Here is a 25,353-nt window from a genome sequence, read left to right as displayed (position 1 = left end):
ATGCTTTAGCAATTTAACTACTAATTTAACTGAATCAGCAATCCGAATCAGCATGACGGCTAAACCAGAACAAAAATACCCTTTGACTCCTGAAGTCTATGCAGCACTCGAGGTCACTAAGCGTGGCTGTGATGAGTTATTAGTTGAGGCTGATTGGGTTCAGAAACTGGCGCGCAGTCAGGCTACCAAGATCCCACTCAGAATTAAATTAGGCTTAGATCCAACGGCTCCTGATATTCATTTGGGGCATACGGTTGTTTTAAACAAATTGCGTCAATTGCAAGACATCGGTCATACCGTTATTTTCTTGATCGGTGACTTCACCAGCATGATTGGTGACCCATCTGGACGTAACGCTACTCGCCCACCATTAACTGCAGAAGAAATTGCGGTTAATGCCGAGACTTACTATCGTCAAGCGAGTATGGTGCTCGATCCTTCTAAAACTGAAGTGCGTTACAACAGTGAATGGTGTGATCCATTAGGCGCGCGTGGCATGATTCAGTTAGCAGCGCGATATACCGTTGCACAGATGTTAGAGCGCGATGACTTTACAAAGCGCTACCGTAGTGGTGTACCTATCTCTGTACATGAGTTTCTGTATCCATTGATGCAAGGCTACGACTCTGTTGCCTTGAAGAGCGACTTAGAGCTCGGTGGTACTGATCAGAAATTTAATCTCCTGGTTGGGCGCGAGCTTCAACGTGAGTATGGCCAAGAGCCTCAATGTATTTTGACAATGCCACTACTAGTTGGTCTAGATGGTGTGGACAAGATGAGTAAGTCCAAAGGCAATTACATTGGCATTAGCGAGCCTGCGGGAGAAATGTTTGGCAAGCTTTTGAGTATCTCCGATGAATTGATGTGGGATTACTTCACATTGCTTTCTTTCCGCCCAATGGCTGAAATCGACTTGATGAAGCAAGAAGTTGCCGCCGGTAGAAATCCGAAAGACTGCAAAGTACTGCTCGCGCAAGAAATTGTTGCACGCTTTCATTCACAGGCTGCGGCAGAAAAAGCATTAGAAGACTTCAATCACCGCGCTAAAGGTGGTGTACCGGATGATATTCCAGAGGTCAATCTCTCCGGAGCCCCAATGCAAATCGCCAATCTTTTGAAAGCTGCTGGTTTAGCCCCATCCACATCAGAGGCTAATCGCAATATCGAGCAAAACGGTGTGAAGATTGATGGCGCAACGATCACTGATAAACAGCTGAAAGTTGAAGCGGGAACTTATGTTGTACAAGTAGGCAAACGTAAGTTTGCGAAAGTGACGCTAGCTTAAATATCTAGACTAGCGCTGCCGCTAGGCGGCGTTAATCCAAAATGCTCATAAGACTGGCGTGTTGCTACTCGTCCACGCGAGGTTCTCTGTAAGTAGCCCTGCTGAATCAGATATGGCTCAAGCACATCTTCAATGGTGTCGCGTTCTTCGCCAATAGCTGCTGCCAAGTTATCGATACCCACTGGGCCACCATCAAACTTGTGCAAGATGGCTTCTAGTAATTTTCTATCCATTACGTCAAAGCCGCTTGGATCGACATCTAGCATCTTCAAGGCTGCATCAGCCATAGCTTTAGTAATGGTTCCCGTGCCTTTGACTTCTGCGTAGTCACGTACACGACGTAGTAATCGGTTTGCGATACGTGGAGTGCCACGTGCACGCTTAGCAATTTCTACTGATCCCTCTGGATCAATATCGGCCTTGAGCAGACTGGCTGAGCGATTAATAATTTTGGTCAGTTCTTCGGTGGTGTAGAACTCCAGTCTTGCCACAATGCCAAAGCGATCACGTAATGGATTGGTCAGCATGCCAGCACGGGTGGTGGCACCAATCAATGTGAATGGCTTGAGATCAATTTTTACGCTGCGTGCTGCAGGGCCTTCGCCAATCATGATGTCAAGACTGTAATCTTCTAGTGCTGGGTAAAGAATTTCCTCAACCACAGGAGATAGGCGATGAATCTCATCAATAAAGAGAACATCGTTTTCTTCTAGATTAGTTAGTAGGGCAGCAAGATCACCAGGCCTATCCAGTACGGGGCCGCTAGTTTGGCGCAAGTTAACGCCAAGCTCCCTGGCAATGATGTGGGCCAAGGTAGTTTTACCAAGGCCAGGAGGCCCAAATAAGAGAACGTGATCTAAGGCTTCTTGACGTGCTCTTGTGGCACTGATGAAAATCTCTAATTGGGCGCGTGCTTTAGTTTGACCAACATACTCATCGAGTTGTTTTGGCCGTAGCGCTCTCTCAAAGACGGCCTCAGAATTACCCGCTGAGCCGCTCACAATGCGGTCATTGCCTTCCGGTAAATCTTCGGGGATGGAGCTTAGGTCGTCTGTATGAATTGCCATGTTTAGAGTTTAGTTCCGTTTGACATTAGGCTTTAGATAAATACTTCAAGCCCATACGGATGCCATCCGATACATTTGTCTCTGGTGGGATTTGCTTGAGCGCTAAAAGCGCTTCTTTTTCTGAGTAGCCTAATGCCAACAGAGCTTGCAAGACTTCGCTGCTAGCTTCAATCGCCTGTGATTTGCCGCCTGTAATACCCAGGTCAGGGGCTAACTTACCTTTGAGTTCTAGGCAAAGACGTTCAGCGGTTTTCTTGCCAATGCCTGGTACTTGAGTGAGGCGTCCAGCCTCTTGTAGGGCAATCGCTTGGGCTAACTCATTGACGCTCATACCAGAGAGAACTGCTAGTGCGGTACGGGAACCAACACCACTAATCTTGATGAGCTGTCTAAATGCTTCACGTTCAGTCTCGGTAGCAAAGCCAAAAAGTTGCTGCGCATCTTCACGAACTTGAAAGTGCGTAAGAAGCGTAATTTTTTGACCGGCTTGAGGAAGTTGATAAAGGGTACTCATAGGTACATCAACCTCATAACCAATACCTTGGCAATCTACCAAGAGACGGGGTGGATGAACTGAAACGAGAGTACCTTGAATGCGACCAATCATGTAGAGATCTTAACCTGTGATGTGTATTTTTACTTGCTACGTTTCTTTGGTGCTAATGCGGCGGTAGCTGCAGTTATAGCTTTTGGTATTTGCGCATGATGAGCGGCGCAGATAGCAACACCCAATGCATCAGATGCGTCAGTACCTGGGGCACGATTTAGTCTTAAAAGACGCTTAACCATCTCCTGCACTTGTGGCTTGGCTGCGCGACCTGTGCCAACAATGGCTTGCTTCACGCGCAGAGCGCTGTACTCAGCTACGGGAAGCTTTTCAGATACGAGCGCAGCGATCACGGCACCCCTTGCTTGACCTAGCATTAGCGTTGAACGAGGATTCACATTTAAGAAAACCTCTTCAATCGCAGCAGACTCAGGATGATAGGTCTCTAAAACTTCTTTAAGACCCGCATAGAGAGCGCCCAAACGTTCAGGTAAGCCTTTGGCTGGATCACCACTTTCAATCGTCCCAGAGGCTACGTAGGTCAGCTTTTGGCCGTCGACATCAATGACACCAAAACCGGTAGTACGCAAACCTGGGTCAATTCCTATCCAGCGCATAAGTTTGTTTATTACTTCCTGTTTGCTTAGTGACGGAAGTGACGTGTGCCAGTAAAGATCATGGCAATACCATGTTCATTTGCTGCTGCAATGATTTCATCGTCACGCATACTGCCGCCCGGCTGAATGGCGCAACTTGCACCGCCATTGACGACTACATCCAAGCCATCACGAAACGGGAAGAAGGCATCGCTTGCAACGGCAGAACCTTTAAGGCTCAGGCCAGCGTTCTCAGCTTTAATGCTGGCCATACGTGCAGAGTCAACACGACTCATTTGGCCTGCACCAATACCGAGAGTCATACCATTTGCACAATAGACGATGGCATTGGACTTCACAAATTTAGCAACGCGCCATGCAAACATCATGTCATGCATTTCGCTTGGAGTTGGTAGACGCTTGCTGACAACGCGCATTTCATTTTCGAGAACGTTTTTGGCATCAGGCGATTGCACGAGCAAGCCACCACCAACGCGTTTGAAATCAAACGTATTAAATGCAGTACCTAATGGGATCTCTAAAAGACGCACATTTTGTTTTGCAGCAAAGATTGCCTTTGCTTCATCGCTAAAGCTAGGGGCAATTAATACTTCTACGAATTGCTTGGAGATCGCCTCTGCCGCTGCGCCATCGCAAGGAACGTTAAAAGCAATAATGCCGCCAAAGGCTGAGCTTGGATCGGTCTTAAATGCTTTTTGATAGGCTTCAAGAGCGCTAGCTCCAACAGCTACGCCACAAGGATTGGCGTGTTTGATGATGACGCATGCGGCAGCGCCTCCTGCGTTACCGGTAAAGCTCTTCACGCATTCCCAGGCAGAGTCAGCATCCGCAATATTGTTGTACGAAAGCTCTTTACCTTGAAGTTGCTTGTAATTGGCTAGCGCGCCATTAACAGGGTAAATATCTTTATAGAAGGCGGCAGATTGGTGTGGGTTCTCGCCGTAGCGCATCTCTTGTACTTTTTCAAAAGCAAGATGCAAAGTTTCTGGGTAAGCAGAACGCGCTTTGTGATCCAAGTCATCTCCCAAAGCAGAGAGGTAGTTGGCAATAGCACCGTCATACTGAGCAGTATGCGCAAATACTTTTTTGGCTAAAGCTAAATTTGTCTTATAAGAAACAGCATTCTTGTTAGACTTCATCTCTGCCAATACTGGGGCGTAATCTTCTGGTGATATTAAAACGGTAACGTCTTGATGGTTCTTTGCAGCAGCTCGCAACATAGCAGGACCGCCAATATCAATATTCTCTACAGCATCCTCAAATGAGCAACTTTCTTTAGCGACTGTCTCATTAAATGGGTATAGGTTGATGACGAGCATATCGATAGTGTCGATTCCATGCTCTTTTAAGGCAGCCATATGTTCTGGGAAGTCTCTACGAGCTAACAAGCCACCGTGCACCATAGGGTGAAGGGTTTTTACGCGACCATCGAGCATTTCTGGGAATTTTGTTAGCGAAGAAACTTCAACTACTGGCAGATTATTTTCAGCTAGAAGTTTTGCGGTGCCGCCAGTAGAAATAAGCTTAATACCCTGCTCATGGAGGGCTTTAGCAAAAGGCACGATGCCATTTTTATCGGATACGGAGAGAAGGGCTGTACGGATCATAGTTTTCGGAGGGTTTAATTAAAAGAAATGACTTTGTGATGAATGCTTACTTCAGCAGCTGATGTTCAACGAGCTTCTTATGAAGTGTGTTGCGGTTAATACCAAGATATTGCGCTGCTAGTGATTGATTCTGTTTGGCGTGCTGCATAACTAATTCCAGCATAGGCTTTTCTACAACAGCCAAGACCATTTGATAGATATCGGTTGGTGCCGTTCCTTTGAGGTCATTTAGGTAACCCTGTAATTGGGTTTCAATACATTCGGTAATTGGGTGCTTATTGGTCATAACAGTCTATCAATACAAAAAACAAGAAAATAAAAAAATACAGCAGGGATTCGGCAGGAATTAAGCTGCCTCTAAAAACAGTAAGCGTTCAGAATGCAATTTCATCTCATCAAAATAATCATTCACCATTTGCAATTGGGTTTTGCAATCATCAGCAGTATTCATGCGCTGACGGAATGCATGTGAGTCTCGCAAACCTTTGCAATACCAACCGATATGCTTGCGAGCTGTGCGAAGGCCGATATGTTCACCATAGAACTCATAGTGATCTAAGAGGTGGACATTCATAATCGCCTGAATCTCATTGATCTCAGGAGTTGGCAATTTGCCACCAGTTTCAAGGTAATGATTGATCTCGCGGAAGATCCAAGGGCGACCTTGTGCCGCACGTCCGATCATGATGGCATCAGCCCCAGTGATCTTTAAAACTTGCTCTGCTTTCTCGGGGCTAGTAATGTCACCATTTGCAACCACCGGAATGCCTACATTATTTTTGACTGCAGTAATGGTTTCGTACTCTGCTTCACCGTGATATAGGTCAGCTCTAGTGCGACCATGAACTGTCAACATGGAGATGCCAGACTTTTCTGCGAGACGCGCAATCTCGATTGCATTTTTATGTTCGCGATCCCAACCAGTACGAATCTTTAAGGTAACTGGCACTGCATCTGGTCCAACACCGACAGCATTCACAACGGCTTCTAAAATTTTCTGCACTAAAGGTTCATCGCGCAATAGCGCAGAACCAGCAGCTACGTTGCAAACTTTCTTCGCGGGGCAACCCATATTGATATCAATAATTTGTGCGCCATGATCTACGTTAATTTTTGCCGCAGCTGCCATCATTGCTGGATCGGCCCCAGCGATTTGCACTGCGATAGGTTTGAATTCACCGACATGATTGGCGCGACGTTGTGTTTTCTCGCTTTTCCAAAGCAGGGCATTAGATGCCACCATTTCAGAAACCGCATAGCCTGCACCCAACTTCTTGCAAAGCTGCCTAAACGGGCGATCTGTTACCCCAGCCATGGGGGCTACAAATAGCTTATTTGCGAGTGTGTGAGGGCCAATGTTCATCAAAAAGGGGGCTTGGGCGGAAAGCATGACACTTTAGCACAGTCGACCCCAAATCTGCCTATTTTTTAGGCAGATTGCTTGTTACAGATCAAATCAGGAATACTTATATTTAGAAGCGATTTAAGCCCTTTAGCGCCTACCAAACATCATCTGGCGGGCTAAGGCTGTCTTTACTGGTGGAAGCCACTGAAGGGCGCTTAAAGCTAGCCCTCTGGCTAGCACTACTGGGGCAAGATTGGAGGTAAACACCCTAGCCATAAAGTCCGTTAGGCCAATCGTCGTTGTTCTGTCAATTTTGCGGCTTTGAGCATAGCTTTGGAGCGCATTTTGGATATCCACTGGAGATTGATCTTCTGCTGACCCAGAAAATACGCCAACTAATTTTTCCGCCAGCAAGAAGGCATCCCTTAAGCCTAGATTTAAACCTTGTCCTGCTACCGGGTGCAAAGTTTGAGCAGCGTTACCAATCCACACTTCATTGTATTTGGTAATTTCTTTGCGATAGTTCAAACCCAGCTCATATAAACGACGATCCTGAATTTTCAGAAAGCGACCAATGCGTGAACCAAATTCTTTTTCTAGTTCGTTTAAGAAATCGGCATCACTGAGTTGCAAGCGATGTCCTGACGACTCTGGTGAACCACACCAAACTAGATTCAAAATATTGGGGCCGTAATGACTTGGCAAAACTGCTAAAGGACCTTCAGCAGTAAAACGTTCCCAAGCATGATGGGGCGCCGCATTTTCTACCTCAACCAATCCGACTAAAGCTGACTGACCATAATCGCGACCAGATTCAACCCAATCTTGTGTTTTAAATAAGCCGCCTTCAGCATGCACGATACAGTTGGCGTGGATATTATTTTCTTCGGCTTCTTTATCGATATGTCGCCAAACAAAGTTGGGGCACTTTGCTTGAATGGTCCTCAATGCCTGGCGAAGTGTGATGTGGATGTCGCGATAGCGAATGATGTGCCCTAGCGCATCTTGATTGAGTTCTTCGCGGGTCATCAGGGCTCTGCCAAAGCGTCCAGCTTGTGAAACATGTACACGATGAATTTGGGCAGATTCTTTTGGCCAAGCGTTGATGGTATCTAGTAATAATTTACTGCCGTGTGAAAGGGCGATGCCTCGACTATCGGCATTTGCTAAATCGTCATCATTTACTGGGTTGCGATCGAGTAGTGTGATTTTTGCGTCTGGAAATTTCTGCAGGGTCCACGCGGCACAAGCAAGCCCAACCGGGCCACCGCCTTGAATCAAAATATCGCAATTAGATGAGCTCATTGGCAATGAAATGTGATCAAGAGTTTTTCATGAGAGCTTCAATCTCATCTGCTTTGACGGGTACGCCGCGAGAAATCAATTCACATCCAGAGTTGTTAAGGACGGCATCATCTTCAATACGAATACCAATATTCCAAAATTTCTCATCCACATCATCGGCTGGTCTGACATAGAGGCCAGGCTCGATCGTAATGACCATGCCGCTCTTGAGGACGCGCCATGGCTTATCTTCACTAGATGAAGCATGGCTGGCCTCGCGATAGGAGCCTACGTCATGCACATCCATGCCCAACCAATGTGATGTGCGGTGCATGTAGAAGCGGCGGTAAGCACCTGTTTCTATGGCATTTTCAAGTGAGCCTAGATCGGTAAGCTTGAGTAACTTCTCATCAAGTAAGCCTTGGGTTAGTACTTTCAGTGCTGCTTCATGCGGCTGCATAAAAGTATTGCCCGGTTTGGTCATGGCAATTGCGGCCTCTTGCGCAGCTAATGTAATGTCGTATAGAGCACGTTGTGGGCCAGTAAATTTTCCATTTACTGGAAAGGTCCGAGTGATGTCGGATGCATAACCATCCAGTTCGCAACCAGCATCAATTAAGCAAAGTTCGCCGCTACGTAATTCTGTTGAGCCTGCGCGATAGTGCAGGATGCAAGAGTTAGCGCCACCAGCAACAATGCTGTTATAGGCAACGCTTTGCGCACCGCTATTGCGGAACTCATGGAGCAATTCAGCTTCGAGTTGGTATTCACGCATACCAGGCGTGCAGATTTGCATGGCGCGGATATGTGCGCGAGCAGAGATGGCAGCAGCACGGCGCATGATCTCAATTTCATGCACATCTTTAAATAGACGCATTTCATGAATCAGCGCTTCAATATCATGAAACTCTGATGGTGGATTCACGCCTGAGCGAACTTGCCCGCGAACTTGTTTCATCCAATGACGCAAGCGCCTATCAGCCTCAGCACTTTCAGCAAGACGAATATAGACTGCGTCTTGATCTGCCAATAGCTCACCTAGTTTTCGATCGAGCTCCTGGTTGCTATGCGCATATTCAATGCCTAAAACTTCAGGCGCTGCTTCAGGGCCAAGACGAATGCCATCCCAAATTTCTCTCTCGGGATCCTTGGGTCTACAAAATAAATGGGATTGAAGTTGAAAGTTTTTTCCATCACCATCAACTTTCATCACAAGGGTTGATCCCGGCTCTTCAAATCCTGTCAGATAGTAAAAGTCGCTGTCGTGACGATATGGAAATTCACTATCGCGATTGCGGGCAATTTCAGGCGCTGTAGAAATGACTGCAATTCCGCCACCAGTCTTAGCAAATATTTGTTTTGCTAATTCATTTCGACGAAGTTGATAAATATCTGGTTTATTCATATGCTGCATTAAGCTCTTGTAAGCGTTGTGGCGTACCTACATCGTGCCATGGACCGGTATATTTTTCACCGGTCACTTTATTTTGCTCCATCGCGGTTCTCAGCAAAGGGGCTAACTTGGCAGGCGCTCCGAATTCCAGGTCCTTAAAGAGGTCTTTGTGATAAATCCCAATCCCTGAGAAGGTTAGCTTTTCACTCTCTACGGATTCAGTGTCTCCCACAGTGCAGTCTTGCAGGTAAAAATCCCCTTCAGGGTGCTGCACTGGGTTGGGAACCATGAATAAGTGGGCCAACGGCTTGCTAGGGTCAGCACGCATTCTGGAGGCTGTTTCCAATAACGTGCTTACAGGTAAATTCGGGCTAAATACATCTCCATTGATGACCAGAAAGTAATCATCTGGTGCGATGATGGGTAATGCCTTACAAATACCGCCCGCTGTCTCTAGAGCGCTACCTTCAGGGGAGTAGTGGATGTTGAGACCAAATTGCTGACCGTTCCCAAGAGCTGCCTCAATTTTTTCACCCAACCAAGCATGGTTAATGACGACTTTCTGAATTCCTGCCTTAGCTAAAGCTTCTAAATGCCAAGCTAGTAAGGATTTATTCTGAATGGTTAATAGGGGTTTGGGTAAGACGTCTGTGAGAGGGCGCATACGTTCACCTCTGCCAGCAGCCAGTAAAAAGCAAGGAATGAGATTGCTCTTATTCATCATGTATATCCAACTAGTCTTTATGCGTGCGAGTCGATTCCAGAATGCGAGCCAAAGGCTTTAATTCAATATAACGATTGGCTGTTGCAATGGCATATTCAAGAACGAGAGGAATATCTTTGAGATAACCGTCTTTGCCATCCCGGTGATATAGCCTTGCAAAGATACCAAGCACCTTAAGGTGGCGTTGTAAACCCATCCATTCAAAATCACGATAGAAGTGACCAAAATCGTCTGGCATCGGCAACCCTGCCTTACGGCCTGCCTCCCAGAATTTAATAACCCAATCAATCACTCGCTCTTCTGGCCATGCAATATAGGCATCGCGCCAAAGAGATGCTGCGTCATAAGTAATGGGACCATAAACTGCATCCTGAAAGTCAATTACTCCAGGATTATTTTTTTCTGTAACCATTAAATTACGCGAGTGGTAATCACGATGAACATAGACTTTTGCTTGAGCTAAATTATTTTCAATAATGAGCTCAAATGATTTTTTTAGTTGATCCGATTGTTGTGTGCTGAGTTCAATGCTGAGATGTTTCTTTAAATACCATTCAAGAAGTAAATCGAGCTCTCGTTGTAACAATGCCTGGTCATAGTTTGGTAGGACGCCAGGCTTGCTTGCCAACTGCATTAAAACTAGCGCATGAGTTGCATCTTTATAAAGATGATCTGCAGTCTCATTATTCAGTTCAGCCAGGTAAGTTTTTATACCCAAATCGTTTAATAGCAAAAAGCCTTCAGCAATATTTTGCTCGAGTATTTTTGGCACATTTAAACCTGCTTCTGAGAGCAATAAATCGACCTTAATAAAGGCATCTAAAGGCTCATGTTGGGGTGGTGCATCCATCACGATCAAAGTCCCAAAACTGGGGTTTTTAGATGTAATTCGGAAATAGCGTCTAAAGCTGGCATCAGCCGAGGCTGGCGCTAAAGAGTCAAGATCTAATTGCCAGCTAGCTTCTAGGGCTTTTAGCCAGTTGCGGAGGGTGTTTAGGCGTGAGTCAGTCATGGTCGATTCGTATAATAAGGCGGGTCTGGATCTATGAGTCATTATCGCCGTCGCGCCGGCCTTTGCGCCCCTCTTTTTTTGCATGTATCCCTGCGCGTAATGGCGGGGGTTGTATTGCTGCAATTTACGCTCCAGGGATACGCTCAGGCCCCAGCTCCTTTGCCCGCAAATGCACAGGCTAACTCGAATACTGTTTTATTGCCTGATCGTGGAAATGTCACCGTTTTAAAGTTGGATGATCAGCTGCGTACTGGTATTCCTTTGGACGATAGCAAGGCGCTAACGTTTACATCCAGCGATGTAATTGAGGGTGTTGTTGACCGCAAGATGAAGCTGAAGGGGCGCGCACAAATTCGTCGCAATGGTGGCGTGATTAAAGCTGATGAAATTATTTATGACCCAGATACTGATATTGCAGATTTAGTAGGGAACGCTGAGCTGATAAAAGGAAATACTTCTTTTAAAGGACCTACCGCTCAATTTAAAGTAGATGCGCGTGAGGGCGAGATGGATTCGCCTACATACGAACTTCGCGATACGCGTGGTAACGGCTCCGCAAAAAAACTGACAATTGAAAATACCGATATTTTTGTTTTCGATAAAGCAACTTATACGACATGTACCCCTCAAAACATGGATTGGTATTTTTCGGCCAGTACATTAGAAATTGATAATGAACAGAAAGAAATGGTTGGCACACATGGTGTGATGCGCTTCTTCGATGTACCTATCGCATACATACCTTACTTCACTGCTCCCACCTCTGGTCAGCGACGTACTGGTATTTTGGCTCCCGTTGCTGGCTACAACTCAAATAATGGCTTTGATGTTACGCAGCCTTACTACGTCAATATTGCCCCCAATAGAGACTTGTTAATCTTGCCGCGCTATATGAGTGAGCGTGGTCTGCAGATAGGCGCAAATTACCGTTTTCTAGATACCAAGTACAGCGGCACCTTAGTTGGCGATTATTTGGCGCATGATAATAAAACCGGTACAGATCGCTGGCGTTATGACTGGCAACAGCGGCAGGTGTTTAGTGGTGGTGTTGCTCCAGGCGGAGTGCCTTTGCCTGGATCTTGGACTGGCTATGCCAATATGTCTCGTGTATCTGATAACCTTTATCCAACTGACTTTTCACAAAGCATTGCTGGTGCGGTGACTAGTCAGTTTCGCCAAGAGGTTGGAACTACAAAAGGTTTGACTGGAAGTTTGAGTAACTGGAATGTCTCTGCGCGAGCATTAACCTTTCAAACCTTGCAGCCTGATCCTACCTCCGTGGTTCAAGCGCCTTATAACGTGCTGCCTAATATTAGCGCGGCATATAACAATCGTTTAACCCCTGCAGTGGCAGATACCAGCGGTAAATACGTTACCCTACCAACAGGCCCAGCGACTACATTTTCAGCTGACTTCACTAGGTTCTCTTACAACATAGGTAGTAACTTGGTAGCTACTGCACCTGGAGTTTATAGCCAAGCTGATCGAACAGTAATTAAGGGTGCCATGGCTTTGCCACAGGTGACGCCGGGTTATTACGTCACTCCAAAAGTCAGCTTTCAATCTAACACCTATAACGCCACTCCATTTATTTCGACTGGCGCACCCGTAGTTCAGGGTTTCACAATTCCAACATTTAGTTTGGATTCTGGTTTGGCTTTCGAAAGAGAGGCCGCAGAATTAAAAGGCTTTTATGGTCGAGATATGTTGCTAACGATGGAGCCAAGAGCTTTTTATGTTTATACGCCCTATCAAAATCAAGCACAAACCCCGATCTTCGATACCGCAGATGCCGGCTTTGGAGTCTCCCAAATTTTTAGTGAAAATACTTTCGTCGGTAACGATCGTATAGCTAATAGCAATGCAGCAACTCTTGGTTTAACTAGTCGAATGATTGAAGCAAATACTGGAGCAGAGCGTGCCAATGTAACGCTCGCCCAAAAGCAGCAGTTCGCTGGACAGAAAGTTGGCTTGAATGGCAATATCACCAACCCTACCACCTATTCAGATACTTTAGGCTCGGGCTCCGTTCGCCTACTCGGTAATTTTAGTGCGGATGTATTTGGTCAATACAACACCCAATTGAACCGTTTTGTACAAAGTACTGTGGGTGGAAGTTGGCGACCTACGCAGGGCAGAAGTTTGAATTTCGGTTACCGGAATGTGTGGTCTCCTCCAGTACAGGCATCTCTTCAAAACAATCAAGCTTTTGTACCTGCCTCAACGACAACTGATCAATACAATATTTCGGGTCAATGGCCCATCACTAGGGAAGTATCGGTTTTGGGTCGCTGGGGATATGATGCTTTAACCACGAAAACCTTAAATAGTCTGGTGGCACTGGAGTGGAGCAGGGATTGCTGGACTTTCCGTGGTGCTTACTCGCAGGTCTTAAATACGTCCCAAATAACCACTACCCAGGTGCTGTTTCAGATTGAATTTAGAGGCTTTGGTAGCGCCGGCAGTAATCCAGTTGATATCATGAAGCTCAATGTACCTGGATATATGCCTACCTCTAAGCCTATACCACCCTCAACATACGAGAACTATCAATGACGCTTTGTATGAACCGTGTTAGAAAAATTAGTGCCCTTTCCTTCATTATGGCAATCGGTCTGTGCGCAACTACTATCTTTGCGCAAGATACAGCAAAAACGAATGCAGCCTCTGAAAGTAAGATTCGGAATATTGATGGCGTAGCCGCAGTAGTCAATACTGGCTTTGTGACGCGCAAAGAAATTGATGATCGAATCGCGGCACTCAAAAAACAGGGCGTGAAGTTGCCTGAGGATGGATCAGCGCGAAAAGTGATTCTAGATCGACTGATATTAGAAAAAATTCAACTACAAAATGCCGAGCAAGAGGGTGTATCTGTAACTAATAAAGAGCTGGATAGGATCATTGGCGACATAGCGGCAAAAAATAAATTAACTGTTGCGGAATTTAAAGCAAAAGTCATCGCTTCTGGTTCTACTTTCGAGCGCTATAAACAATTACTGCGTGATGATGTCATGATTACCCGCTATCGAGAGCGTGAGGTGGAAACTAAGCTCAAAATATCTGACGCTGAAATTGATAACTTTATTGCTGAGCGTACCCGGGCAATGACCTCGGGTGGGGCGCCAAGATCGGCGCCGGTCGCTAAGGGCGAGCCAGAAGAAATTGATGTTGCCCAAATCTTTATTCCCGTAGATGCTGGAGCTGGAGCTGGAGCTCAAGCTGATGCCAAAAAGAAGGCGGATGCTCTGTTGCGGGATGCACGAGGCGATGTTGATTTCTTGCAGCTGGGCGCTATGGCTGCAAAAGAAAATCCTAAGATTAAGTTTCAAGATTTGGGGTACCGTACCCCCGATCGTTTGCCGCAATTGTTTTATGAGGCCATTCGAAATACTGGTGGCGGACAAGTAGCAAATACTGTTGTAAAGAGCCCTGCCGGTTACCACGTCCTTAAGGTTTTGGATCGCCGGGCAGCAGGAGCGAGTGCCCCTGCTCAGCAGGCAGTCGCCCCAGATGCTGGCTCAACCACTCCGCAAAATATCCCCATTACACAAACCCTATCTCGTCATATTTTGTTGCGCAATCGTCCTGGTCTAAGTGATCAAGATGCTGAAAGACGCTTGCAGGGATATCGCGATCAGGTGCGCGCTAAGACGGCAGATTTTGCTGAGCTTGCTAAAAAATACTCTGAAGATGGTTCAGCGCCAAATGGCGGTGACTTAGGCTGGATGAGCCCTGGGGACTTGGTTCCAGAGTTTGAACAGGCTATGAATCGTTTGCAAATTGGTGAAGTCAGCAATCCGGTTAAATCTGAATTCGGTTGGCATTTGATTCAAGTAATGGATCGTCGTGAAGGCCAACTGACTGTAGAGAAGCAACGTCAATTTGCGCGCGCAGCTATTCGTGAAAGAAAATTTGATCAAGCCTATCAAGAGTGGATGCGCGAATTGCGTGATAACGCTACCGTCAAAATTCTGAACGTGGATGATGAAGCAAGTAGTCCCTCACGTTAATTTGGTTGTGACTACCGGCGAGCCAGCCGGTATTGGACCTGAGGTTTCTCTTGCTGCCGCTCTCAATTTCTTGCGTGAACAGAGTAATGTTGCCATTACCTTGCTGGGTGATGACAAGTTACTAACCCTGCCAAAAAATATTGATCCAGCATTAGCTAGTCGATTGCAGGTTGAGTCCATTAAGCTTGAAGCGCCTGTTGTTTCAGGCGTCTTGAATCCCCAAAATGCTCGATATGTCATCGCCCTATTAGATCAAGCAATCAATGGTTGTCAGCAGGGTCGTTTTGATGCGATGGTAACTGCACCACTTCAAAAAAGCATCATTAACGATGCCGGCACTTCTTTTACGGGGCATACCGAACACCTTGCACAGCGATGCAATATTTCTCATGTGGTCATGATGTTGTGTGCACCATTGCCTACTGGATTTTTAGGGCTTAAGTCCCCTAGGGATTTAAGGGTAGCCTTAGTGACCACCCATGTGCCGTTGAAAGATGTGCCACAGGCCCTCAGTTATGACTTGATATTGGAAACAATTCAAATTGTGAATCGAGATTTGCAGAGAAAATTTGGCATAGCAAACCCGGTTATTCGTATGGCTGGTTTAAATCCTCATGCTGGAGAGTCTGGCTACTTGGGGCGCGAGGAAATTGAAATCATTACGCCTGCAATTGAAGCGGCTAAGGCAATGGGCATTCAGGTATCTGGCCCTTATCCAGGCGACACAATGTTTGACCCTGAATCAGTTGCAACAGTGGATGCGTTTATTGCGATGTATCACGACCAAGGTTTAGCGCCTTTTAAGTTTGTAACTTTTGGCAATGGTGTAAATATAACCTTGGGATTGCCAATTATCCGCACCTCAGTAGATCACGGAACTGCTTTAGACATTGCTGGCAAGGGTATTGCTGATTCCGGCAGCATGCTTGAAGCTTTACGCTTGGCTTATCAATTGGCCGTCAATCAAAGAAAGCAACCCTAATACATGCATCGTGCACGTAAACGATTTGGTCAGAACTTTTTACAGGACAACGGAATTATTTATTCCATTGTTGCCCTAATTAATCCTAGTGCTGATGCACATGTGATTGAGATTGGCCCAGGTCTCGGGGCGCTAACACTGCCACTATTAGAAAATCTTGATCACTTAGATCTTTTAGAGATTGATCGTGATTTGGTCGCATTCTGGAATGAGAAAAATCTCAAAGGCTTAACGGTAATCGAGGGGGATGCCCTTAAGTTTGATTTTTTGTCATGGGCGCAGAATCGCGCTGGTAAGAAAGGTTTATGTAAGGTGGTTGGTAACCTGCCTTACAACATCTCTTCACCGCTTCTATTTCATTTGGTTTCTGCTGCAAATTCAATTGATGAACAAGTATTTATGTTGCAAGCAGAGGTTGTGGAGCGAATGGTTGCCAAAGAAGGAAGTTCGGACTTCAGTCGTCTTTCCGTCATGCTGCAAGCTCGTTACGATATGGAGTTGGTGCTGGAAGTTCCGCCTGAGGCTTTTGATCCGCAGCCTAAAGTGAATTCGGCTGTAGTGCGAATGATCCCCAGAAGAGATTTCACCTTGAGTGATATCCAGTGGAGTGCTTTGGAAAAAGTAGTTGCTGCAGCCTTTTCCCAAAGAAGAAAAATGCTTCGAACCAATTTACAAGCGTTTGCTGACAGGCTAAATCTAACTGAAACTGAGCTTAAAGCAAGGGCACAAGATATTTCAGTAGATCGCTATATTGAATGGGCTAGGGTTTTAGCTTCTTAAGTCAGCGCCAGAGGTATCTGACGTACTAATCGTTTAGAAACAATTCTGTTTATACGCGCTTGGATCAATGACGCGCATTTCAGATTCAATCCAACCTTCAACTTCTTTCTGAAGCTGTTCTGCTGACTTGTTGGCTGAGCTGATCGCAGGCCCTATTGAAAAAATGACTGTGCCTGGATTCTTGATAAAGCTATTTTTTGGCCAGCAGCGCCCAGCATTGTGTGCAATTGGGATGACAAGTGCATCAGTAGCGCTGGCTAGGCGTGCGCCGCCTTTGCGGTAAGGCTTGGTTGAGCCTGTGGCTGTTCTGGTGCCCTCCGGAAAGAGCATGATCCATTTACCTTCACTTAAGCGCTTGCGCCCTTGAGTAGCTACAGAATGGGCTGCAGTCTGTTTATTGGAGCGATTAATGTGAATCATTTTGAGCAAGGCTAATGCCCAACCAAAGAAAGGGATCCAAAGTAGCTCACGCTTAAACACAAAACAAAGTTGTTTCGGTAGTAGGGCAATATAAGCGATCGTCTCGTAAGCGGACTGGTGTTTACTAAGGATGATGACGCGCTCATTGAGCACCGCTTGCATGTTTTCCATGCCGCGAATTTCATAATGAATTCCGCACAGCGGCTTCAGCAATGCAATAACGATTTTGTTCCAGAGTCCAATAAAGGTATAGCGATTTTCGGGGCTTAAAAAAGGAAATGCCAACATACACAACACAGACCAAATGGGTGTGAATACTACTAAAAATAAGGCAAAGAGAATCGAGCGAATGAATTGCATGATGAATTTAGACCTTATCTTCTAAAAGTGCATTAGCAAAAGCCAAGAGATCGGCATGTATTTGGGTGCCATCTGGTAGGTTGCCTTTAGCCAGGGTCTTTTCACCCTTGCCGGTGAGAACCAAGTGGGGCGTTGCCCCTAATGCAACTCCAGCCTGAAGATCACGCAAAGAGTCACCCACAATAGGGGTACCGGTAAGGGGCTTGATGCTGTCAGTTTTTTTATAGCGCAAAGCAATTTCTTTCATCAGGCCAGGCGCAGGTTTACGACAATCACATTGATGTGCATCCTGATGGGGACAAAAGAAGATGCTATCGATACGACCACCCAATGGCTTAAGTAAGCTATCCATCTTGCTATGCATCGCATGCAAATCATTGATTGTGAAGTAGCCTCTGGAGAGGCCTGATTGATTTGTTGCTATTGCAATTTGGTAGCCTGCTTGATTTAGCAGAGCTATTGCTTCAAGACTGCCTGGGAGTGGAATCCACTCATCCACCGACTTGACATAATCATCACTGTCTTCATTGATCACGCCATCGCGATCGAGAATAATAAGTTTAGAAGAGCCGGTGCTCATGCTAATTTGCCGAGATCGGCAACGAGATTCATTTTCTGGTGAAGTTGTTGCAGAAGAGCTAAGCGGTTATCACGCAGCTCAGGATTCGGGTCCATGACCATCACATCAGCAAAGAATTGATCAATTGGACCGCTTAAAGCCACAAGAGATCTCAATAGTTCTACAAATTGACGTTTTTCATAAGCTGCATTGATTGCGGGTGTAACTGCTTCCAATGCTTGATGTAATGAAGCTTCTGCTGAAATTTGCAGTAATTTTTCTGAACAAGCCGAAGGGATGGCGGTAGTCGTCTTTTTGAGGATGTTGCTAATGCGCTTATTGGCGGCAGCAAGCTGAGCAGCTTCTGCAAGGGCATTAAATTCACGCAATGCAGTTAAGCGTTCGATCAGATCATTAATTTGGGCTGGATCTTGGCTTAAAACAGCATCAATTTCTGCGCTAGTAAACGCTTTGCCAGCAACAGATTGGTCTCGTAGATAGGCGCGCAAGCGATCGATGATGAAAGCGTAGATATCGGCAGCCTTTGCGTTCTCTTGCACATCAGCCTGTGGAAACTGCGCACGAGCCAATTCAATGAGCTCAGGCAAATTGAGCGAAAGATTTTTTTCTAAGAGCAAACGGCAAATACCAAGAGCATGACGGCGCAATGCATATGGGTCTTTATCGCCCGTTGGTGCGAGACCAACGCCCCAAATACCAACTAGAGTTTCCAATTTGTCGGCAATTGCCAGAATTGTTCCAGTTTGGGTTTGCGGCAATGCATCGCCCGCAAAGCGTGGCATGTAGTGTTCGCTGCAGGCGCTAGCAACATCAGCATTCTCACCATCATGATTGGCGTAGTAGCGACCCATGATGCCTTGAAGCTCTGGGAACTCCCCAACCATATCGGTCAATAAGTCTGTTTTAGCAATTTCAGCAGCACGTGAAGCAAGCGTTTCATCGGCATTTAGTTTTTTGGCGATGCCTACAGCAAGGCCTTGAACGCGTTTGGTACGGTCTAACTGGTTGCCTAATTGATTGTGATAAACCACTTTGCCAAGATCGACTACGCGTGAAGCTAGCGGGCGTTTTTGATCTTGCTGAAAGAAGAAGCGGGCGTCTGATAAACGAGGACGCACAACACGTTCGTTACCAGAAATAATCGCATGAGGCTTATTCGTTTCAATATTAGAAACAATGAGGAAGCGATTGCGTAACTTGCCTTGCTTATCGGTTAATGCAAAGTATTTCTGATTGGTTTGCATTGTCAAAATCAAGCATTCTTGCGGAACTTCCAAGAACTCTTGATCGAAGTGGCACTCATAGATAGCCGGCCATTCCACAAGGGCAGTTACTTCATCCAAGAGGCTGTCTGGCATCAAAACTAAATCATCGCCAGCCGCCTTTAAAAGTTCAGCTTCAATTTGTGCGCGACGCTGGTTAAAGCTAGGAATAATCTTAGCTTTGGATTGCAAATCGGTTTCGTATTGATCTGCGCTAGAAACCGTTACATTGCCAGGCGCCAGGAAGCGATGCCCTTCAGTTTGATTGGCAGCATCAATGCCTAAAGCACTGATATTGAGAATGGTGCTCCCATGAAGTGCGATGATGCGGTGAGCAGGGCGGGCAAACTGCACGTCAGCCAATTGACCATTTTTCTGCAGCACTTGGTAGTGCATCATTTTTGCGATGGGCAGCTTGTTTAAGGTTTGCTCAAGAGCGGTTTGAGCCATTTGCTCAAGTGCAGCGCCTTTGGCAATGACGTTAAGGTAGAAGGCTTCATTCTTACCTTCACCAGCTTTTTCTAATGTGGCGAGATCAACATCTGCATATCCAAGGGCGCCTAATTTTTTAAGTAGGGGTGGAGTTGCTTTACCTTCAGCATCGAATGCAATGCTCGTCGGTAGTAATTTTTCACGTACGGGATAGTCCGGCGCTTGATCTAAAACATCCGTAATTTGAACCGCTAAGCGACGGGGTGTTGCAAAGCCAGTAACTTTTGAGCCCTCTGTTGCCAAGCCAGCAGACTTGAGCGCTGTGAAAATGCCTTCACTAAAAGCGTCACCTAGACGACGTAATGACTTTGGAGGTAATTCTTCGGTAAATACCTCAATCAATAAAGTGGCTGATTGTGGTTTTGAATTAGATGTGCTCATAGATGGAATGCAGAAATCTCGATGCGCTTAAGCCTGAGCTTTAGCTTGACGTTGACACATTGGGAAACCCAGCTTTTCTCTGGACTCAAAGTAAGCTTGGGCAACAGCACGAGAGAGATTACGGATGCGTCCAATATAGGCTGCGCGCTCAGTAACAGAGATAGCGCCACGAGCATCCAGCAAGTTAAATGTATGTGCTGCTTTTAAAACCATTTCGTAAGCAGGCAGAGCAAGTGGAACTTCCATCAAACGCTTTGCTTCGCTTTCATAGTTTGTGAAGTTAGCAAAGAGTAAATCAGTGTTGGAGTGTTCAAAGTTGTAGCAAGATTGTTCAACTTCATTTTGGTGATACACATCACCGTAAGAAATGCCATCTGCCCACACTAAGTCGTATACGTTAGAGCAGTTTTGGATATACATTGCCAAACGTTCGATGCCGTAAGTAATTTCGCCAAGTACAGGCTTGCAATCTAAGCCACCAACTTGTTGGAAGTAGGTGAACTGTGTCACCTCCATCCCGTTAAGCCAAACTTCCCAGCCGAGACCCCAGGCACCAAGAGTTGGGTTTTCCCAGTCGTCTTCCACGAAGCGGACATCATTTTCTTTAAGGTCTAAACCTAGTGCAGCGAGAGATCCTAGATAAAGATCGAGAATATTTTCTGGGGCTGGCTTAAGTACTACCTGGTATTGATAGTAGTGCTGCAAGCGATTTGGGTTTTCACCATAACGACCATCTTTTGGTCTACGTGATGGCTGCACGTAGGCAGCTTTCCAAGGCTCTGGACCAATGGCGCGTAAGAAAGTGGCGGTATGAGATGTACCGGCGCCTACCTCGAGGTCGATAGGTTGCAATAGGGCACAACCTTGTTGGTCCCAATAATCTTGAAGTTTGAGAATGATTTGCTGAAAAGTAAGCATGATTAACCTGGCTAAGCCATTGATTTTACATGGCTAGGGCACTCAAGAGTTAAAAAATGCCTAAAAACGTCTATGGCGAATGAGACCCCAGAGCAAGAGAAGGCAAGAAAGACCCAAAATCGGTAAATTGCCCCAAATGACATAAGGTGTTTTTCCAGAATAGGCTTGGACTTGGGTGCTCAGGGTGCCTTGGGTAAATTCAGGAAGATCTTGCAATACTTTGCCATCAGGACCTAAGACGGCTGTAATGCCTGTGTTGGTAGCGCGCAAAGCAGGTAACCCAGTTTCTAAAGAGCGTAGCTGAGATAGTCTGAGTTGCTGGGTAGAGGCCTGAGATTCACCAAACCATGCAAGATTGGTCATATTGATAAGTAAATTCACTGGCTGGGCGCTGTGCTGAATCCGAGAGGCCAACTCACCACCAAAGACATCTTCATAGCAAATCGTAATAGCCGCATGAATATCTGCTTGATCCTTGCGCACAATCGCAAACGGAGGTTGATCTAGTTTTCCTCTAGCAAAGTCGCTCATTGGTACGTGAAATGCTTTAACGAACCATTGGAATCCAGGTGGAATAAATTCTCCGAAAGGAACAAGATGCGCTTTATCGTATTGATAAGCTGGTGTATTTGGCGAGAGTCCAGTAGCGCGATTGGAATACTGTATGCCAAGCTCCCCAGGCACTTCACCAATTAAACCAACAAGAACATTGCTATCACTGCTGTTAGAGAAATCTTGTAGGTAATTTAGTAGGCCGATTGGTAAATTCGGAATAGGCCATGGGAATGCAGTCTCAGGAATGATGATGAGATTGGCTGCTTTCTTGGTAATTTCACCGGCATAAAAATCAATCTGTTGACCAATCGCTTGAGGATTAAATTTCAGACTTTGCTCAAAGTTGCCCTGAATGAGTCGAACGCTAATAGGCTCTCCAATGGGCTTGGTAAAAGTAAATAGGCCAGCAAATTGAGTCAGACTAATAGCTGCCACAATCAGGAGCGTACTGGAAGTGGGGTGTTTGCGAGCTTGATAAAGCTCCCAGGAGGCCCAGATTACTAGGAAGGTGCAAGTCAGTCCACCAAAGAAGGGTGCAATGAGGGCGAATGGCCCAGTAAATTGGGTTTCGGCAAAACCCATCCAAGGAAATCCCGTAAAGATGTAGCCACGCAAAAATTCTGCAACAACCCAGCTTGACGCTAGCAGCAAACCAGTGAATCGATTCTTTTTAAATAAAGGAATTGCTAATGTGGCTATCGAAAAGTAGATAGCTACGTAAGCCGAGAGTAAAAATACTCCCATGCAAGCAAGTAGTGCATTCATACCACCAACGTCATGCAAGCTAATGTATAGCCACCATAGACCTACGACAAAATAGCCAATGCCAAATGTGAGACCTAATGCAAATTGTTTTTTGACTGAGGGTGAAGGGTGGGAATCAAAACGCCACCAGAGAATGCTTAAAAGAGGAATCTGAATCCAGCCGCCGTAAGGGAGCTCTGCAGCCAGAGCAAGTGCTGCCCCCAATAACAGCAAGATAAACACTGAAAATATTGTGACGCTTTTGTGCTGCTGATAGGGGTGCTGATCAAACAAGGTAAATCTCAGTCAGATTTTTTATTGGTTTTTCGCGCAAGCAAAATATGAATTTGTCTTGGGTCGGCGCGCTGCACCTCAAATTCAATTCCGTCGATTTCAATAAGCTCACCCATCTTAGGTACACGGCCAAGATGTTGAATAACTAAACCAGCCACTGTCTCGATATCTTCAAGCTCGAAGTGGGTGCCCAGTGCTTTATTAAATTGCTCAAGCTCCGTAATGCCTTTGACGCGGATGTCTCCGTTATCTAGGGAAATGAGATTATCTGCCTCTTCATCAACGTCATGCTCATCTTCAATATCGCCAACGATTTGCTCAAGGACGTCCTCGATCGTAATAATTCCCGCTACGCCGCTATATTCATCAACCACAATCGCTAAGTGATTGCGATTATCTTTAAAGTCGCGCAATAAAACGCTAAGACGTTTGGATTCTGGAATAAAGACGGCAGGTCGCAACCAGTCGCGCACCTGAAAATCTTTTTCTGTGGCGTGACGCAATAAATCTTTGGCTAGCAAAATGCCGATGACATTATCTCGACTGCCTTCAAATACTGGAAAGCGGGAGTGTGCCGCTTCGATCACATTCTTAATAATCTCAGGAAGCGCCTGACCGATGTCGATCCAATCAATCTGGGCGCGCGGTACAAGAATGTCACGTGCGGATAATTGACCTACCTGAAAGACGCCTTCAATCATTGAGAGGGCATCTGCATCTATTAAGCCCTCGGCTTGTGCCTCACGAAGGGTTTCAATCAGTTCTTGACGGCGTTCGCCAGGCTCCGTTGGCTGAGGGGTTAAAAAATCAGCTAAACGGTCTAAAAGGGATTTATTGGGGTCAGGCATATAGCAAGAATAGCGTAGAAATAAGTCAAATCATTGATAAGGGTTAGCAAAGCCCATTTTTTGGAGAGTCTGGATTTCCAGGGTTTCCATTTTCTTTGCATCTTTGGCCGCTTCGTGATCGTAGCCTTGGGCGTGAAGGCAGCCATGCACAACTAAATGCGCCAAATGGGCCTTCAGTAATTTATCTTGTTCTTTTGCTTCCTTCTGCAATACAGGGAGACAGAAAATGATATCTGCTACCAATTCATTTTTTGAAAGCTCATAAGGAAAAGTGAGCACATTAGTTGCGTAATCTTTTTGGCGAAAAGCTAGGTTTAACCTTTTGCCTTCGGTGGCATTTACAAAGCGAAGTGTCATCAGACCGCCAAGAGGTATTGCATTCTTGACCCATTTTTTTATTAAAGCGGGCGAAGCGATTTTGCTAAGAGTAGATTCAATTGCAGTACTAGCGTATTGCAAGTCAATTTTTAATTTAGGTAGATTGACTTTGTTCTTAGCTGACATTTGCTTCTACCAATTCACCCCTAAGGGTGTAGTTAAGGACTTCGGTGATGCGTATGTCTACGATCTGACCAATGAGACTCTCAATATCTTGATCCGGTGCCGTGAAATGAATGACACGATTATTTTCGGCACGTCCTTGCAAGTTAATACCGTCTTTAGCAAGACCTTCGATCAGCACTCGTTCAGTATTACCCAACATTTTTTGGCTAATTTGATTTGCCTGACCCTCAACAAGAGCTAGTAATGTTTGAAGGCGCTTCAGCTTGACCTCGTAAGGCGTGTCATCGTGTAAGTTTGCAGCTGGTGTTCCTGGGCGTGGGCTGAAGATAAAACAAAAACTATTGTCAAAATTTAATTCTTTGACCATCTTGAGTAGCTTCTCAAAGTCTGCTTCAGTCTCTCCTGGAAAGCCCACAATGAAGTCACTCGATAGAGTGAGGTCGGGACGAACTGCACGCATTTTGCGAATGATGCTTTTGAACTCTAATGCCGTATAGCCACGTTTCATGGCTGACAACATGGCATCAGATCCATGTTGGACAGGGAGGTGTAAGTGGCTTACAAGCTTCGGTACTTTTGCATAGACATCTATGAGGCGTTGGGTAAATTCTTTAGGGTGGCTAGTTGTAAATCGAATTCGTTCAACCCCTGGAATTTCAGCAATGTATTCGATGAGAAGAGCAAAGTCTGCGATCTCTTCGGTACCGCCCATCTTACCTAAATAGGCATTCACATTTTGACCTAGCAGGACGATTTCTTTCACACCCTTACTGGCAAGGCCTGCTACTTCGGTGAGTACATCGTCAAAAGGCCTAGAAACTTCTTCGCCGCGTGTATAAGGTACAACGCAGTAACTACAGTATTTAGAACAGCCTTCCATGATCGATACATAGGCTGAGCCACGAGTTTGTCGTGATGCCGGCAGATGATCAAACTTTTCAATTTCTGGAAATGAGATGTCTACTTGAGAGACGCCTGTTTTACGTCTTTCTGCAATAAGGTCGGATAAGCGATGTAATGTTTGCGGACCAAACACCACGTCAACATATGGTGCGCGACTGACAATTTGCTGACCTTCTTGACTTGCTACACAACCACCAACACCAATCAATAGATTGGGTTTTGTTTTCTTAAGCTCGCGAAGTCGACCTAGGTCCGAAAAGACTTTGTCTTCAGCTTTTTCTCGAATAGAGCAAGTATTGAGAATGACAACATCAGCATCTTCGGGTCGATCTGTCATGACCATGCCTTCATCGGCATGCAATAGGTCGGTCATCTTGCCTGAGTCATACTCATTCATTTGACAGCCGAAGGTTTTGATATAGAGCTTTTTCATATGCCG

At 45.7% G+C, this 25,353-nt stretch carries 23 protein-coding genes; 5 read left to right on the top strand and 18 right to left on the bottom strand.

Features of this window, described 5'->3' with window-relative positions:
• Positions 1-52: 52 nt before the first annotated feature.
• Positions 53-1,285 (top strand): tyrosine--tRNA ligase, encoded by a 1,233-nt coding sequence (gene tyrS / locus JaK3_RS00460; RefSeq protein WP_068319569.1) that lies wholly within the window; start codon positions 53-55, stop codon positions 1,283-1,285.
• Here tyrS and ruvB read toward each other — a convergent pair.
• The 10 genes from ruvB to JaK3_RS00410 form a co-directional block, all read right to left on the bottom strand.
• A complete protein-coding gene (gene ruvB / locus JaK3_RS00455; RefSeq protein WP_068319567.1) occupies positions 1,282-2,352 on the bottom strand; it encodes a Holliday junction branch migration DNA helicase RuvB in 1,071 nt (356 codons plus the stop codon). The two genes, tyrS and ruvB, sit on opposite strands and share 4 nt — an antisense overlap.
• Before the next feature lie 25 nt (positions 2,353-2,377).
• A complete protein-coding gene (gene ruvA / locus JaK3_RS00450) occupies positions 2,378-2,959 on the bottom strand; it encodes a Holliday junction branch migration protein RuvA (protein ID WP_068319563.1) in 582 nt (193 codons plus the stop codon).
• Between the two features lie 29 nt (positions 2,960-2,988).
• Positions 2,989-3,516, bottom strand: coding sequence for a crossover junction endodeoxyribonuclease RuvC (gene ruvC / locus JaK3_RS00445; RefSeq protein ID WP_068319561.1), 528 nt, complete (start codon positions 3,514-3,516; stop codon positions 2,989-2,991).
• A gap of 26 nt (positions 3,517-3,542) precedes the next feature.
• Complete coding sequence (gene purH / locus JaK3_RS00440) at positions 3,543-5,123, bottom strand: bifunctional phosphoribosylaminoimidazolecarboxamide formyltransferase/IMP cyclohydrolase (RefSeq protein WP_068319559.1); 1,581 nt, start codon at positions 5,121-5,123, stop codon at positions 3,543-3,545.
• Positions 5,124-5,169: 46 nt separating this feature from the next.
• A complete protein-coding gene (locus tag JaK3_RS00435) occupies positions 5,170-5,409 on the bottom strand; it encodes a helix-turn-helix domain-containing protein (protein WP_068319558.1) in 240 nt (79 codons plus the stop codon).
• Positions 5,410-5,469: 60 nt separating this feature from the next.
• Complete coding sequence (gene dusB, locus JaK3_RS00430) at positions 5,470-6,486, bottom strand: tRNA dihydrouridine synthase DusB (protein ID WP_068320626.1); 1,017 nt, start codon at positions 6,484-6,486, stop codon at positions 5,470-5,472.
• A 129-nt stretch (positions 6,487-6,615) separates the two neighbouring features.
• Positions 6,616-7,773: an FAD-dependent monooxygenase gene (locus JaK3_RS00425; protein ID WP_068319556.1), complete on the bottom strand. Its 1,158-nt coding sequence runs from the start codon at positions 7,771-7,773 to the stop codon at positions 6,616-6,618.
• 16 nt (positions 7,774-7,789) lie between these two features.
• A complete protein-coding gene (locus JaK3_RS00420; protein WP_068319554.1) occupies positions 7,790-9,157 on the bottom strand; it encodes an aminopeptidase P N-terminal domain-containing protein in 1,368 nt (455 codons plus the stop codon).
• Positions 9,150-9,866: an N-acetylmuramate alpha-1-phosphate uridylyltransferase MurU gene (gene murU, locus JaK3_RS00415; RefSeq protein WP_068320625.1), complete on the bottom strand. Its 717-nt coding sequence runs from the start codon at positions 9,864-9,866 to the stop codon at positions 9,150-9,152. Before murU ends, JaK3_RS00420 begins: the two co-directional genes overlap by 8 nt.
• Positions 9,867-9,879: 13 nt before the next feature.
• Positions 9,880-10,881 carry an aminoglycoside phosphotransferase family protein gene (locus tag JaK3_RS00410; protein WP_082786333.1) on the bottom strand — a complete coding sequence of 334 codons (1,002 nt, stop codon included), beginning with the start codon at positions 10,879-10,881 and terminating at the stop codon, positions 9,880-9,882.
• A 33-nt stretch (positions 10,882-10,914) separates the two neighbouring features.
• Here JaK3_RS00410 and JaK3_RS00405 point away from each other — a divergent pair, with 33 nt between their 5' ends.
• Genes JaK3_RS00405 through rsmA form a run of 4 tightly spaced genes read left to right on the top strand, consistent with a single transcriptional unit; the run spans position 10,915 to position 16,653 of the window.
• Positions 10,915-13,437 carry an LPS-assembly protein LptD gene (locus JaK3_RS00405; protein ID WP_068319550.1) on the top strand — a complete coding sequence of 841 codons (2,523 nt, stop codon included), beginning with the start codon at positions 10,915-10,917 and terminating at the stop codon, positions 13,435-13,437.
• Positions 13,438-13,445: 8 nt separating this feature from the next.
• On the top strand, positions 13,446-14,891 hold the full coding sequence (locus JaK3_RS00400) for a peptidylprolyl isomerase (protein ID WP_068319547.1): 1,446 nt from the start codon (positions 13,446-13,448) through the stop codon (positions 14,889-14,891).
• Entirely contained in the window at positions 14,866-15,873 is a 1,008-nt protein-coding gene (gene pdxA / locus JaK3_RS00395; RefSeq protein WP_068320624.1) for a 4-hydroxythreonine-4-phosphate dehydrogenase PdxA, read from the top strand. The genes JaK3_RS00400 and pdxA overlap by 26 nt, the downstream gene beginning before the upstream one ends.
• A gap of 3 nt (positions 15,874-15,876) precedes the next feature.
• Positions 15,877-16,653, top strand: coding sequence for a 16S rRNA (adenine(1518)-N(6)/adenine(1519)-N(6))-dimethyltransferase RsmA (gene rsmA, locus JaK3_RS00390; protein ID WP_068319545.1), 777 nt, complete (start codon positions 15,877-15,879; stop codon positions 16,651-16,653).
• Positions 16,654-16,686: 33 nt separating this feature from the next.
• Here the strand turns inward: rsmA and JaK3_RS00385 are convergent, their stop codons facing one another.
• The 8 genes from JaK3_RS00385 to miaB are packed head-to-tail and all read right to left on the bottom strand — an operon-like array spanning position 16,687 to position 25,347.
• Positions 16,687-17,433 (bottom strand): lysophospholipid acyltransferase family protein, encoded by a 747-nt coding sequence (locus JaK3_RS00385; RefSeq protein WP_068319543.1) that lies wholly within the window; start codon positions 17,431-17,433, stop codon positions 16,687-16,689.
• Positions 17,434-17,440: 7 nt separating this feature from the next.
• Positions 17,441-18,013 (bottom strand): D-glycero-beta-D-manno-heptose 1,7-bisphosphate 7-phosphatase, encoded by a 573-nt coding sequence (gmhB, locus tag JaK3_RS00380; RefSeq protein WP_068319540.1) that lies wholly within the window; start codon positions 18,011-18,013, stop codon positions 17,441-17,443.
• Positions 18,010-20,148 (bottom strand): glycine--tRNA ligase subunit beta, encoded by a 2,139-nt coding sequence (gene glyS / locus JaK3_RS00375; RefSeq protein ID WP_068319538.1) that lies wholly within the window; start codon positions 20,146-20,148, stop codon positions 18,010-18,012. The genes gmhB and glyS overlap by 4 nt, the downstream gene beginning before the upstream one ends.
• 27 nt (positions 20,149-20,175) lie before the next feature.
• A complete protein-coding gene (gene glyQ, locus JaK3_RS00370) occupies positions 20,176-21,066 on the bottom strand; it encodes a glycine--tRNA ligase subunit alpha (RefSeq protein WP_068319536.1) in 891 nt (296 codons plus the stop codon).
• Between the two features lie 60 nt (positions 21,067-21,126).
• Positions 21,127-22,659 carry an apolipoprotein N-acyltransferase gene (gene lnt / locus JaK3_RS00365; protein WP_068319533.1) on the bottom strand — a complete coding sequence of 511 codons (1,533 nt, stop codon included), beginning with the start codon at positions 22,657-22,659 and terminating at the stop codon, positions 21,127-21,129.
• A gap of 8 nt (positions 22,660-22,667) precedes the next feature.
• Positions 22,668-23,507: an HlyC/CorC family transporter gene (locus tag JaK3_RS00360; RefSeq protein ID WP_068319531.1), complete on the bottom strand. Its 840-nt coding sequence runs from the start codon at positions 23,505-23,507 to the stop codon at positions 22,668-22,670.
• Between the two features lie 30 nt (positions 23,508-23,537).
• Positions 23,538-24,011, bottom strand: coding sequence for an rRNA maturation RNase YbeY (gene ybeY, locus JaK3_RS00355; protein ID WP_068319529.1), 474 nt, complete (start codon positions 24,009-24,011; stop codon positions 23,538-23,540).
• Positions 24,001-25,347: a tRNA (N6-isopentenyl adenosine(37)-C2)-methylthiotransferase MiaB gene (gene miaB / locus JaK3_RS00350; RefSeq protein ID WP_068319527.1), complete on the bottom strand. Its 1,347-nt coding sequence runs from the start codon at positions 25,345-25,347 to the stop codon at positions 24,001-24,003. Before miaB ends, ybeY begins: the two co-directional genes overlap by 11 nt.
• Positions 25,348-25,353 lie beyond the last annotated feature (6 nt).

Source organism: Polynucleobacter yangtzensis (assembly GCF_001595965.1).
GTDB lineage: Bacteria > Pseudomonadota > Gammaproteobacteria > Burkholderiales > Burkholderiaceae > Polynucleobacter > Polynucleobacter yangtzensis.
The sequence above is the reverse complement of the archived record's forward strand: the minus strand, read 5'-3'. Positions and strand labels throughout refer to the sequence as shown.